We start from the raw sequence: 12,848 nt of genomic DNA, 5'->3' as shown, positions 1-12,848 counted from the left end.
GGTGCTTCTAACCATTTGTCGTTGGTTCCCGCCGGGGAACCCGATATTCCAACCCTGTCAGCAGGGCTGGAAAGCTGGCTCGTTGTTCAACGGCCAATGCTTAGAAGCACCGGCGGTGATGCAGCTTCGTTTGATTTACAGGAATAATGAATACATGAGCAACAAACCTGTCGCTAATACCAAAACATTCCAGCTCGGTAACGACACCATCACCCTTGAAACTGGCCGAATCGCCCGTCAAGCAGATGGTGCGGTACTGGTTACCATGGGCAAGACCCAGGTGCTGGCTACTGTTGTCGCTGCCAAAAAAACCAAGCCGGGTCAGGATTTTTTCCCGCTGTCGGTTCATTACCAGGAAAAAATGTATGCCGCAGGCCGTATTCCTGGCGGTTACCTGAAGCGCGAAGGCCGCCCTTCGGAAAAAGAAACCCTGACTTCCCGTCTGATTGACCGTCCAATCCGTCCGCTGTTTGCCGATGGTTTTATGAACGAAGTTCAGGTCATCGTCACGGTCATGTCTTCTGAAAAAGACGTTGATCCAGATATGTGCGGCATGATCGCAACGTCTGCGGCATTGGCTGTATCGGGTGTACCATTTAATGGTCCTATCGGTGGTGCCCGTGTTGCTTTTGTTGAAGACCAGGGCTACATCCTCAATCCGAGCCAGACCCAGCTACAGGATTCACTGCTGGACATGATTGTCGCCGGTACCAAAGACGCCGTGTTGATGGTGGAATCCGAAGCCGACGAACTGACCGAAGATGAAATGCTGGGTGCGGTACTGTTTGCCCACAAAGGTTTCCAGCCGGTGATCACTGCGATCAGCGAGTGGGTTGAAGAGCTGGCAGTCAGCAAGTGGGATTGGGCTGCTGAAGCCAAGAACGTTGCTTTGTACGAAGCGGTAAAAGCGGAAACAGCGACTGCGATTGGCGAAGCCTATACCACGTCTGACAAGATGGAGCGTTACGGCAAGCTGGACGCTATCAAGGCCAGTGCTGTTGCGAAACTGGCTGCAGCAGAAGGCGAAGAAGGCTTCTCCGCTGACGACATCGCCGACATGATGGGCGAGCTGAAGTACGAAGTGGTACGTAAACGTATTATCGATGGTGAGCCTCGTATTGACGGTCGTGATAACGATACCGTTCGCCCGCTGACTATCGAGACCGGTGTATTAAACACCACTCACGGTTCTGCCTTGTTCACCCGTGGTGAAACCCAGGCGATTGTTGTGACCACTTTGGGTTCTGCCCGTGATGCACAGATGATCGACTTCCTGCACGGCACCAAGGACGATCCGTTCTTGTTCCATTACAACTTTCCTCCGTATTCTGTAGGTGAAGCAGGCCGTCTGGGTACACCAGGTCGTCGCGAAATTGGTCATGGTCGTCTTGCCCGTCGTGGTATCCAGGCGATGATGCCTGCAGCAGACGAATTCCCTTACACCATTCGTATTGTGTCTGAAATCACCGAATCCAACGGTTCTTCTTCCATGGCGTCTGTGTGTGGTGCATCGCTGGCACTGATGGACGCGGGTGTACCGATCAAGGCACCGGTTGCCGGTATTGCCATGGGTCTGATCAAGGAGGGCGAACAGTTTGCCGTCCTGACTGACATTCTGGGTGACGAAGATCACCTGGGTGATATGGACTTCAAGGTAGCCGGTACTGACGAAGGTATCACTGCCTTGCAGATGGATATCAAGATCGAAGGCATCACCGAGCAGATCATGGAGATTGCTCTGGAGAAAGCCAAGGCGGCACGTCTGAATATTCTGGGTCAGATGAATGCCGTGATCGCTGAGCCGCGTGCGACGTTGGCAGAAAATGCGCCGACCATGAGCACCATGAAGATCCCTTCCGACAAAATTCGTGAAGTGATTGGCAAGGGTGGTGCGACCATCCGTGACATTACCGAGAAATCTGGTGCCTCTATCGACATCAATGATGACGGTGAAATCAAGATCTTCGCAGCGGGTAAAGAAGCTTCTGATCTGGCTCGCAGCATGATCGAAGCCATCACTGCCGATATCGAAGTGGGCACTACCTACACAGGTAAGGTCAGCAAAATCGTCGACTTTGGTGCTTTCATCACCGTTCTGCCAGGCAAAGACGGTCTGTTGCACATCTCTCAGATCAGTGAAGAGCGTGTTGAAAACGTCACCGACTACCTGAAAGAAGGTCAGATGGTGAACGTGCACGTCATGGACGTTGATCCAAAAGGTCGCGTCAAGCTGACCATGAAGGGTGTTGAGCAGCCAGCCTGATTGCTGCTGTTGTAAAACTCCCGGTTCAGCCTGGACATCCGTCTGACTGAACCCTGAAACCGCCTTCGGGCGGTTTTTTTATGTCTGCGGTATCCCGATTATTGATACAACGGCCGTTGATTCATGGCAATACGCCGGATCGTCGCTGCTCCTAGACTAGCGTAAGCATCTGATACTTGTTGCCCCTGAAACGACAGCGTTAAAAATCGATTCACATCACAGTATGTAGTGATTACATAAAAACTGCATTTTCACCATTTTTGCCCCGTCTTTTCTGTGTCTACAACAGGTTGATATGCCCCTAACGGCTACCAATGATTGGTCTGGAGAGCGTGATGGCGCATGAGCGAGTGGTACACAGAGAGGCGGCTGGCAATCTGAATGTCAGCCCGGATGTCGACCGGTTATCCCGTGCACTGGTTCGAGTGGGGTGCTCAATCCCAACGCCGCGTGTGGCTGAGGCCCTGTTGATGACTGAACGGCTGTCGGATAGCCTGGATGGCCGTGTTCCCGGTTTGCAGCGGCAAGCGGAGTTTTTGGCTGCGCCCGGTTCGTCGGCCCAGTGGCAGGTATTGATGCGGCTGGTGGCTGCGGGCATGTTGTTAAATCATCTGACCGGTATGCGCCGTGACTGGTTATCGGCACTGCCTGGAATGGGCGCTGCTCTGGAAATCTGGCAATTACTCACTGGCGCTGCCAATCGTTCCCGACAACAGCGCTATCCGTTAACGGCGGCTGGTTGGGCACGGTTTGCTCAGGAATTTGCCGGTGATAGCGAACAACAGATTTTGCCCGGCCCCTGGATCTCACCCGAGTTGGTCGGTGCCAGGACTCCGCTGGATACGCTGGTCACACAAGCCATTCATCAACCACTGCCGGGGGAAGTGGCAGTGCTGGTGTTGGATGGGGATGCCAGCGAGCAGCTGGAACGCCTGACGCGCACACTATCCTGGTGGTCCCGGCAGGATTGCGGTGTGTTGATTCCGGTGTGGATTGGTGAGACCAAAGTGCCTGTAACTGGAACGAACGCTAGTCAGGTGCCGTGTTCGCTGGCTGATACCCGGCCCGTCACTATTGCCTGTGCATTACTGGAGGCAGAAGCTGAATGGCATCAATCAATGGGCGAGTTGAAATGTTTACCGCTGATCGCGTTGGCCTGTCAGCCAGCCACTGCGGTGGCAGTTGAATCCACAGCAGTGACCGATTGGCCGGTGACAACTGCGGTATTACGCCAACCACGGCGGCCGCTGCGACCGTTTATGGTAACGGTCAATCGCCCGGATCCTCACTGGCAGCATGGCGACCATGAGGTACTACCGTTGCTGGATCGTTATTTTGCCGATATTTGTGAAATCAATCCGGCATTGCGGCCACGGCTGGCAAGTCATATCGGTGCGACTAGCGCGATATTCCCCATCAGCCATGAACGCTTGGGCACTCGTACTGGTGGCTCGGCAGGCGCGTTGTTACACCACCATGAGGGAGAATTACTGGCTAACGCCTGTCTGGGCAACCAAATGGGCATCAATCTGCTGGTGACCGATGAATCCGCTGGCCTGGCGATGTTGGAACCATTGCTGCAGACCGTTGCCTTCGCCCGGCGGCAAAAACTGGATGATGAACCAGCGCCTTGGACTGGATTACCTTTAGTCAGTCGCCATGATGCTGCAGCGCCGGAGATGACCGAAGCCTTGCTGTCGCAAAGTGCTGATCAGGTTCGGGTTTTGTTGATACCGGATGGCAACACCGCCTTGGCGGCGTTGAAAGCCTGTTATGGTGAGTCGGGTGTGGTAATGCAACTGGTGATACCGGATGGCAGGGTTGATTCACTATTGACGCCGACCATGGCAGAGCAACTGGTGGCTCATGGTGCTAGTTGTCTGCGGGGGCATTGCGCGGCAGAAATCCAGCTGGTGGCCTGTGGTTATCTGTCGTTGCAACAGGCGTTCAGGATCAGTGAGCGGCTGCAACAGTTTCAGCGCCCGCATTCACTGGTTTATGTACTGGAGCCTGGGCGGTTTCGTTATGCCCGTGATTCTACCGAGGCTGGTTGCCAGATAGATAGCCAGATCATCGACGGTTTGTTCCCGGAGCGGGTGCGTCAACGGCTGGTCTTGTGCGATATGCGCCCGGAGGTGTTTATCGGTCATTTTCGACGCTTGCATCTCGAACACAGTCAGGTACTGGGGTTCCGTAATCATCCGGTAGCCAGAACGGGAAGAATGCCTCAGGCCAATGGCTGCAGCTGGTTACACGGTTTGGTTGAGTTGGCGTTATCACTTGGCTTGCCTGAAGATAGCTGGATGTCTGCGGCAGAATGGCTGTCGTTACAACCCCGCAGACATCAGTTCTGACATCCGTCCAGGTTGTCTTACATGTGTCCAGTGGTTTCGTAACGTTGGTGCCAGCTCAGTGCCTCACCGAGTAAGTGCGGAGTGTGCATCCCGCGTCCGCTGGCGCAGGCCCGTTCAAAGTAGTCCATCAATGCCGGACGGAATGCCGGGTCGGCACACTTCTGGATAATCTGGTGCGCCCGTTGTTTGGGTGACAGACCACGCAGATCCGCTAGCCCATGCTCCGTGACCAGAATTTTGACGTCGTGTTCAGTGTGATCGACGTGAGAGACCATCGGGACAATGGCGGATATCGCGCCATGTTTGGCGGTGGACGGCGTTACAAAAATCGACAGGTAGCCGTTACGGGCGAAGTCGCCAGATCCACCGATGCCGTTCATCATGCGGCTGCCCATAATATGGGTCGAATTGACGTTGCCGTAGATATCGGCTTCGATCAGACCATTCATGGCGATCACTCCCAAGCGTCGAATCAGTTCCGGGTGGTTACTGATATCTTGCTGTCGCAAGATAATACGCTGGCGGTAGAAATCGATGTTGGTATTCAATTCTTCCATTGCCGTGGGGCTGAGCGAAAAGGCGGTCGACGAGGCGGCTGTCAGTGTGCCGGATTTCAGCATCGCCAACATGCCGTCCTGAATCACTTCGGTAAATGCGCTCAGTTGCTTGAAGGGGCCAGCGTCGAGGCCTTCCAATACGGCGTTGGGGATATTGCCGACCCCGGATTGTATGGGCAGCAGCTCTTTGGGCATGCGGCCAATGGCAATTTCCTGCTGAAAAAACTGCAGAATATGACTGGCGATACGGCGAGAAATATCATCCGGTGGATTAAAAGGCGAGTTACGGTCGGGGGCACTGGTTTCGACAATTGCAATGATCTTGTCTGCCGGACAATGGAGGTAGTGTTCGCCGATACGGTCGGTGGGCTGGCTGATCATAATCGGTTTACGATGTGGCGGCAGGGCGGTGCCGTAATAAATATCGTGCATGCCTTCGAGACCGGCACTCTGGGCGCTGTTGACTTCCAGAATCACCTGATCTGCCTGTTCTATCCAGGTCTTGTTGTTGCCAACGGCTGATGACGGAATCAGGCGGCCATCTTCAAGAACGCCACTGACTTCTATCACTGCAATGTTCATTTTGCCGAGAAAGCCGGACCAGGCGTACTGGGACACTTCGGACAGGTGAATGTCGATGTAGTCCATACTGCCGTTATTGATTTTCTCGCGGCAGATCGGATCCGACTGAAAAGGCAAACGCATATTGATGCCGTTGACGGCGGCGAGTTTGCCGTCCAGTTCCGGGGCGGTAGAGGCACCGGTCCAAACGTTGATTCGAAACTCTTCTCCAGCGTTGTTCAATTGTTCAATACGTTCGGCCAGAGCGGCGGGAATGGCTTTCGGGTATCCCGCGCCGGTAAAGCCGCTCATGCCGACGGTGCTGCCAGCGGGTATCAGGGCGGCGGCGTCTGCGGCAGACATCAGTCGATTGCGGAGTGCCGTGCAGAGCATGCGTGAATCTGTAGCCATGGTGAAATCCCGGTTGTATAAAGGTGTAAAACTAAGTGGCGTATTTTGTGTCTTTTTTGTGCCAATACGTGCCAAATGATATGACCAAATGAGCAGTCTGTACGCTCCGGTGGTATCGACTTAAGTCTAAAGAAACGGTCTGTTGGTAAATTTGACCTAATTGCCAGGCTTGGGAAGCGGCAGTGCAATCATGAAAAAGCAGGATTTAAAATTCAAAGGAGGGTGTTCAAGACTGGGTGTTCAAGACTGGATCTAAAAGGCAAGCACGCGGAGGACGTGGATAACGTAGCTCAGCAAACAGCGCCAGAAAGAACGGAAGACGCTGACCTGACGGATGTCAGATCAGCGTGAGGGCAGGACAGGTGGCTTTACTGTTGTTTCAGCGACTGATTCACGACCGCCAATACGGCGTTCATACTGGCGCTCAGAGTATCTTCATCTGCTGCTGCTCCGGTATAACGCTGACCATTGATATTGGCCTGAATAAACGCCACGGCACCGGCATCTGAACCTTCGCCTGCTGATTGTTCATCAAATTGCACGATCTGTACGGCCACGCCCAATGCACGGTGAATGGCGTCGGTAAAGGCGCTGATGGCACCGTTGCCGTGACCATGCAAACTGACCAGGTTACTGCCATCGTTGAGGCAAGCCTGCACGGCGCTCTGGTTACCGCTGCCTTCGAGGGTATAGCTGTCGAGCTGCAACTGGCCATGGCTGGTCATAAAGGTATGGCGGAACAAGCGCACAATATCGTCGGTTTGCAATTCGCTGGCGCTGCGCTCGGCGAGCGCCTGAACCGGTTGTGCCAGTTCAATTTGTACCCAGCGCGGCAAGGTAATGCCCATGGCCTGCTCCAGCAAATAACTGGCCCCCCCTTTGCCGGACTGGCTGTTGACTCGAATCACCGACTGGTAACTACGGCCAATATCTTCCGGATTGATGGGCAGGTAAGCGACATCCCATGGTTCATTTTCTGTCTGTGCAGCAAGGCATTTACGAATAGCGTCCTGGTGGCTGCCGGAAAAGGCGGTATATACCAGCTCACCCAGCCAGGGGTGGCGCGGATGGGTTTTGATATTGGTGCAGGCCTCAACCGTGCTGATAATGTCGTCGGCCATGCTGATATCCAGCTGTGGATCAATGCCCTGGCTATAGAGGTTCATCGCCATGGTGACGATATCCATATTGCCGGTGCGTTCGCCATTACCGAGCAAGGTGCCTTCGATACGGTCTGCACCTGCAAGAAGCGCCATTTCAGCAGCGGCCACCGCGCAGCCCCGGTCGTTATGGGTGTGAATGCTGACCAACACGCTATCGCGCTGGTTGACGTGATCACAAAACCATTCGATCTGGTCAGCAAAGACGTTGGGCATGGCCGATTCGACGGTAGCCGGAAGGTTGAGAATGATCTTCTTCTCCGGCGTCGGCTGCCACACCTCAATCACGGCGTTGCAGACTTCAACCGCGAACTCGACTTCGGTGCTGGAGAAGCTTTCCGGAGAATACTGGAAGGTCCAGTCGGTCGCCGGATAATCCCGTGCGACCTGTTGCACCTTGGCTGCACCTTGGCGGGCGATATCGACAATACCGGCTTTATCAAGATTAAAGACTTTCTTGCGCTGTACCGGCGAGGTCGAGTTGTACACATGCACCACCGCACGACGGGCACCATCCAGTGCTTCGTAAGTGCGTTCGATCAGATCATTACGGGCCTGCACCAACACCTGAATGGTGACGTCATCGGGGATGCGGTTTTCTTCGATCAACCAACGTACAAAGTCAAAATCTGGCTGCGAGGCCGCTGGGAAACCGACTTCGATTTCTTTGAAGCCCATGTTGACCAGCAGGTGCCACATGGCCTGCTTCTGACTCACGTTCATGGGTTCGATCAGTGCCTGGTTGCCATCACGCAGATCCACAGAACACCACAGCGGAGCTGTCCGGATTTCCGCATTTGGCCAGCGGCGATCCGTTTTCCGGATGACCGGAAAGCGAGGGTATTTTTCCGGATTAAAGTCCGGGTTGCTGTATTGATGGTGGCTCATGATGGCTCCGTGCTGGGACTCAGCGTGCTGTAATGAAACTGGATACAGTGTAGTGCGAAGCTCGAGCATAAAGATTGTTAATTTCTGCTATTCAGCAGGTTTTTGTTTTTTATTATTGCGGTATTTATTGATTTTTTAGTGATAAATTGCTGGTTTGTTTTTTAACGTAGTAATAGGTGCCTTTTATGAGTACATCTTCTCGCGCCGCCATTGTGATTTTGGATCGGACAGACAAACACATTCTGGCGCTGTTACAACAGCAGGGTGCCTTGTCGAATCTGGAATTGGCCGACAAGGTCGGGTTATCGCCATCGCCCTGTTCGCGTCGCGTCAAGGCATTGCAGGACAGCGGCGTTATTGAGGGTTACCGTGCCCATGTCAGTGCCAGAAAGCTGGGTCTGGACTTGCTGGCGCTGATACACATCAGTATGGATAAACACACACCAGAGCGATTTGCCGCCTTTGAATCGGCGGTTGATGCCTGCCCGGAAGTGCTGGAATGTTATCTGATTACGGGTCAGTCGGCTGATTACGTACTCAAGGTGATCGTCAGTGATATGGAAGCCTTCCAACAACTGTTGCTCGGTACACTTACCCGTATAGAAGGAGTGAGCGGTGTGCATTCCAGCTTTGTGATGCGCAAGGTGATCGACCGCAGTGCCTTGCCGTTAGATTAGGAAGCGCCTGCTGATATGGGGGTTTGTACTGTTTGGTACCCGTTTGTAGCAGCTCTGCCGGAGGCGGCTATACTCAGGTAGAACCCCTCGGGATCAGGCAAGGGCAACTGTGATTTCTCAATCTCCCTCGGCAGAGAGTAAGCTGACACTCTACATTCTGATGTGCAGCCTTGTATTTGGGGTGCTGTTCAGCGCAGCGCAAATACGTATAGACCATCAGGTAGAAAAAGAGCGCTTCAATACCAATCTCGATGCCTTGCTGGGTTACCAGAGTGGCCAGCTGGCATTGGCATTACAGCAGTACCACAGCACGGCCATTCAATTGATTTTTGAGGGCTTGATGCTGAATCGCTCCATCGTGTCGGTTTATGTTGAAGATGACCTGTCCGGGTATAACCAGCGGCGTGGTTTGTCTGCCGAGGAGCTGGCCAGTGGCCCAATACATACTTATATGGTTGAAAAAACGGTGGGTCTGTTTGGCAATAACCTCGCTGAGCAGCGTCTTGAAAAGGTGGGTACTCTGACTGTCTGGATCGACGAGCGTGCCATTCACGCCGGATTTCGAGAGCGGGCTGCCATTACCGTAGCAATGGAAGTGGCACGTAACGTATTGCTGGCACTGGTGCTGGTGGTGATCTTGCGGCTTCGTCTGACTCGTCCACTCCGTGAATTAACGGATCTGATCAAGGATCTCGATCCCGACAATGCTCTGAAAGCACCGCTGGCAAGCAAGGCCAATCTGCGAGAGCTGCAAGAGTTGGTACACAAGATCAACAGCCTGTTTGCATCCGTCGATGTTGAAATGCAGCGCCGTCGGCAAGCAGAAAGACGAGCCCGCGAACTGAACGACAAACTGGAAGACAAGGTTCGTGCTCGCACTCAGGAATTGAAGAATAGTAATAGTCAGTTGCAGCAAAGCTTTGATGAGCTGCAGCGTACGCAACGGCTGCTGTTGCAGGCGCAAAGAATGGCGTCACTTGGTCATTTGGCCGCTGGCATTGCCCACGAAATCAACAACCCGATCGCAGTGGTTTACAGCAATATTGCCTCTCTCAGTGAATATCTGACCGAGCTGATAGAGCTGGCAGACCTGTATCAATCGGTAGAGCACTCTATTTCCGATTCGGCGATCCGTCAGTCTCTGGAGGCGATGAGACGCACGGTTGATCTCGGCTTTGTTCGTGACGATGCCCCGGATCTGGTGAAAGCCTCCCAGTCCAGTCTGGAGCGAGTCCGTAATATCGTGGCGGAATTGAGAACCTTTGCGAGTCAGGAAGGGCAAACCAGGCAGCGCGCCGACCTGGCTGAATTGATGCACCAAGCCATCGACGAACTGGATCTTCAACATGATGAGCACATTCTCCTGGATGTCATGATGAGTGGTATTCCCAAGGTGGATTGCGTGGCCAGCCAAATCCGGCTGGCGTTTCGTCATATTCTGGATAATGCCCGTGATGCGATCGATGGGTCTGGCAGAATCGAAGTGGCTGCCGAGCAGGTGGATGACAAGGTACGCGTATATATCAAAGATTCAGGGGTGGGAATGAACGCCGATGATTTGAGTTGTTCCGTCAATCCGTTTTTTACCCGTAAAGAAATCGGCAAGGGCACCGGGCTGGGTCTCACTGTGGTTTACAACGTCATGTCCAATCATAGCGGCGTACTGGATATAGAAAGCGAGCCAGGAATGGGAACACTGGTCACCTTTACCTTGCCTGTGACGGCTTTGCCTGGTGCTACTCTGTCAGTGACGAGTTGATTTGCCGAAAGCGCACGAATGATTTAGCGTTGCGGCAGCAACAACGGGAAATAACATGGCCAAACAACAAAGCAGTGGTGGACTGGTGTATTCCACCGAATTCGGGCGTACCTGCCCGGACTGTCGGGAACCTATTGAGCAGTGTTGCTGCGGTGAACCGGAGCAACCTCAGAGCGATGGCATTGTGAGAGTGGCACGTGAGACCAAAGGACGTGGCGGTAAGGTGGTTACCCTGGTGACCGGTGTTCCGCTGGTCGGTGCCGAACTCAAGACGCTTGCCAAAGAGTTGAAGAAGAAATGTGGCGTAGGTGGGGTACTCAAGGATGGCGTGATTGAAATTCAGGGAGAGCAGCGGGATTTGCTGGTCTCCGAGCTGAGCAAACGGGGTTTTACGGTGAAAAAATCCGGTGGCTAACGGTGGAATTGCATCACAGTTTCAGTGACAGAGTAATGACGATTTGATTAATTTGTGACCAGACATGACGCTCTTCAAGCTGTGATCAATTGCATCTTTCCCTTATCTCGAAAAGAGATAATCTGATTACTTCAAATAAACGCCGGAGCATATTGGGCGATGGAAGAAGTAATCCTGTTTCTGGAACGCGGTGGCGAGGTGGTGTACCCCATTATGGGGGTGATCTTTTTGCTCTGGGCTTATCTGATCGAACGTATTTTGTATGTATTTGCTGTGCACCCGAGACGTCGTTCGGTAGCGTTGCAGGAATGGCAAGCACGTAGCAACAAGCATAGCTGGGCATCGCAACAGATCCATCAGGAGCTGATTGCCAATCTGACGATGGGGCTGGACTCGGGATTCAGCACCATTCGGATGTTTATTGCCATCTGTCCGCTTTTGGGTTTGTTAGGCACCGTGACTGGAATGATTGAAGTGTTTGATGTGATGGTACAAATGGGAGCGGGTAGCCCCAAGCCCATGGCAGCAGGTATCTCTAAAGCTATTTTGTCGACCGTTGCCGGGATGGTGGGGGCGATCAGTGGCTTATTGGCACAAACCGTATTAAAACGGGTTTTTGAAAGCGAAAAGCGTCATTTCAAAACGGCACTGGCTTTCGATTGAGTGGCGGTTATCATGCCGCCCATTTTAGTGGGTGGATAGATATAGATGTTGCCACAGCAGATAATTACCAGGGATGAACAAGCCATGGCGCTGGCGCTGGCGCTGGCGCAAGAAGCGGCTGATGACGGCGAAGTACCTGTTGGTGCTGTCGTGGTGCTGGATGGCAAAGTGATAGGCCGTGGACGTAACCGCCAGATTACCGATCTGGATCCAAGTGCCCATGCCGAAATGCTGGCCGTACGTGAAGCGGCCGCCGCCATCGGTAATTACCGCCTCAGTGGTGCTTGTCTTTATGTCACTTTGGAACCGTGCACCATGTGTTATGGCTTGCTGGTTCACAGTCGTATTGAGCGTCTGGTGTATGGGGCGTTTGAACCCAAAGCCGGTGCTGTTCACAGTGCGATGCAGTTACCCACCAATCCTGTTTTTAATCATACTTTCCAGATTGAGAGCGGTGTGCTGGCCGAAGCCTGTGGCCAGATGTTGTCAGCTTTTTTTGCTGAACGCCGAGCCGCCCGTAAACGGCTGCGAGCATTGACCCGGCTATCGACTGCAGCAGACGATGGGGTCGATACTGATTCTGCCAAAGCAGGAAGCAATAGATCCTGTCAGTCTCTGGAAATACCCGGGCGGGATCACGAAACATAAGCACGTCAAACCAGGATCAGTAAAATCAGAGTCAGTAAAACTAAAAACGCCTCGCAAGCGCGAGGCGTCAAACGGTCGTTGAAAAGTGTTTTTACACTGCCTTCAGCAACTACTGGTGACCTTTGCCAGCGATATCAGGAGTTGGCAGCGGCTTGGTTCAGCATGGCATAGAGCTCGTCTTTCAGAACAACGCGGCGCACTTTCAATTGCTCAAGGCGCTCATCCGATGCCGCTTCTTTTTGTTCTTCAATATGGCGCACTTCCTTGTCCAGCTCATCGTATTCATCGAACAGCTTGGCAAAATGACGGTCAGTCATTTTCAAATCACGAATCTGCTCGCTCAGTTCAGGAAAATCATGGTGCAGGTCATGGGCTTCGATGGACATGTATCTCTCCTTGGTAAGTACGTTCAGAATAACGTACCCAATGGGGGTTAGGCTTGATACAGGTCAGACTCAGGTAGAGCAGACTGGTTCGGTTTGTTTAGCCAGA

At 53.1% G+C, this 12,848-nt stretch carries 9 protein-coding genes and 1 pseudogene; 7 read left to right on the top strand and 3 right to left on the bottom strand.

Annotated elements, in window-relative coordinates:
• Positions 1 to 154: 154 nt before the first annotated feature.
• Together pnp and SOJ49_RS13925 are read left to right on the top strand one after the other, a co-directional pair.
• Positions 155 to 2,263, top strand: coding sequence for a polyribonucleotide nucleotidyltransferase (gene pnp / locus SOJ49_RS13930; RefSeq protein WP_369855103.1), 2,109 nt, complete (start codon positions 155 to 157; stop codon positions 2,261 to 2,263).
• Between the two features lie 335 nt (positions 2,264 to 2,598).
• A complete protein-coding gene (locus SOJ49_RS13925; RefSeq protein WP_369855102.1) occupies positions 2,599 to 4,617 on the top strand; it encodes a hypothetical protein in 2,019 nt (672 codons plus the stop codon).
• Between the two features lie 17 nt (positions 4,618 to 4,634).
• On the opposite strand, the gene SOJ49_RS13920 is transcribed toward SOJ49_RS13925, so the two are convergent.
• Together SOJ49_RS13920 and SOJ49_RS13915 are read right to left on the bottom strand one after the other, a co-directional pair.
• Positions 4,635 to 6,146 (bottom strand): acetyl-CoA hydrolase/transferase family protein, encoded by a 1,512-nt coding sequence (locus tag SOJ49_RS13920; protein ID WP_369855101.1) that lies wholly within the window; start codon positions 6,144 to 6,146, stop codon positions 4,635 to 4,637.
• Positions 6,147 to 6,514: 368 nt separating this feature from the next.
• A complete protein-coding gene (locus SOJ49_RS13915; protein ID WP_369855100.1) occupies positions 6,515 to 8,194 on the bottom strand; it encodes a 2-isopropylmalate synthase in 1,680 nt (559 codons plus the stop codon).
• Between the two features lie 185 nt (positions 8,195 to 8,379).
• Between SOJ49_RS13915 and SOJ49_RS13910 the strand changes: the two genes are divergently transcribed.
• The 5 genes and pseudogenes from SOJ49_RS13910 to tadA all read left to right on the top strand — a co-directional run.
• On the top strand, positions 8,380 to 8,871 hold the full coding sequence (locus SOJ49_RS13910; protein ID WP_369855099.1) for an Lrp/AsnC family transcriptional regulator: 492 nt from the start codon (positions 8,380 to 8,382) through the stop codon (positions 8,869 to 8,871).
• A gap of 109 nt (positions 8,872 to 8,980) precedes the next feature.
• The gene (locus tag SOJ49_RS13905) at positions 8,981 to 10,630 is read left to right on the top strand and encodes a sensor histidine kinase (RefSeq protein ID WP_369855098.1); all 1,650 of its coding nucleotides are present in this window, start codon (positions 8,981 to 8,983) and stop codon (positions 10,628 to 10,630) included.
• A gap of 55 nt (positions 10,631 to 10,685) precedes the next feature.
• The gene (locus tag SOJ49_RS13900) at positions 10,686 to 11,045 is read left to right on the top strand and encodes a translation initiation factor Sui1 (RefSeq protein ID WP_369855097.1); all 360 of its coding nucleotides are present in this window, start codon (positions 10,686 to 10,688) and stop codon (positions 11,043 to 11,045) included.
• Positions 11,046 to 11,204: 159 nt separating this feature from the next.
• A complete protein-coding gene (locus SOJ49_RS13895; protein WP_369855096.1) occupies positions 11,205 to 11,708 on the top strand; it encodes a MotA/TolQ/ExbB proton channel family protein in 504 nt (167 codons plus the stop codon).
• Positions 11,709 to 11,753: 45 nt separating this feature from the next.
• Positions 11,754 to 12,218 (top strand): annotated as a pseudogene (tadA, locus tag SOJ49_RS13890) (tRNA adenosine(34) deaminase TadA); the annotation flags it as partial.
• Positions 12,219 to 12,490: 272 nt separating this feature from the next.
• Here tadA and SOJ49_RS13885 read toward each other — a convergent pair.
• Positions 12,491 to 12,742, bottom strand: a complete 252-nt coding sequence (locus SOJ49_RS13885) for a YdcH family protein (RefSeq protein ID WP_369855095.1) — start codon at positions 12,740 to 12,742, stop codon at positions 12,491 to 12,493.
• Positions 12,743 to 12,848: the final 106 nt, after the last annotated feature.

The organism is Candidatus Thalassolituus haligoni (assembly GCF_041222825.1).
Lineage (GTDB): Bacteria > Pseudomonadota > Gammaproteobacteria > Pseudomonadales > Oceanobacteraceae > Oceanobacter > Oceanobacter antarcticus.
Note: the sequence above shows the minus strand (reverse complement) of the source record. Positions and strands in the feature narration are given on the sequence as shown.

Excerpts from the sequence above, each read along its gene's own strand:
- pnp (WP_369855103.1), top strand. The coding sequence starts at position 155 with ATGAGCAACAAACCTGTCGCTAATACCAAAACATTCCAGCTCGGTAAC.
- SOJ49_RS13925 (WP_369855102.1), top strand. The coding sequence starts at position 2,599 with ATGGCGCATGAGCGAGTGGTACACAGAGAGGCGGCTGGCAATCTGAAT.
- SOJ49_RS13920 (WP_369855101.1), bottom strand. The coding sequence starts at position 6,146 with ATGGCTACAGATTCACGCATGCTCTGCACGGCACTCCGCAATCGACTG.
- SOJ49_RS13915 (WP_369855100.1), bottom strand. The coding sequence starts at position 8,194 with ATGAGCCACCATCAATACAGCAACCCGGACTTTAATCCGGAAAAATAC.
- SOJ49_RS13910 (WP_369855099.1), top strand. The coding sequence starts at position 8,380 with ATGAGTACATCTTCTCGCGCCGCCATTGTGATTTTGGATCGGACAGAC.
- SOJ49_RS13900 (WP_369855097.1), top strand. The coding sequence starts at position 10,686 with ATGGCCAAACAACAAAGCAGTGGTGGACTGGTGTATTCCACCGAATTC.
- SOJ49_RS13895 (WP_369855096.1), top strand. The coding sequence starts at position 11,205 with ATGGAAGAAGTAATCCTGTTTCTGGAACGCGGTGGCGAGGTGGTGTAC.
- SOJ49_RS13885 (WP_369855095.1), bottom strand. The coding sequence starts at position 12,742 with ATGTCCATCGAAGCCCATGACCTGCACCATGATTTTCCTGAACTGAGC.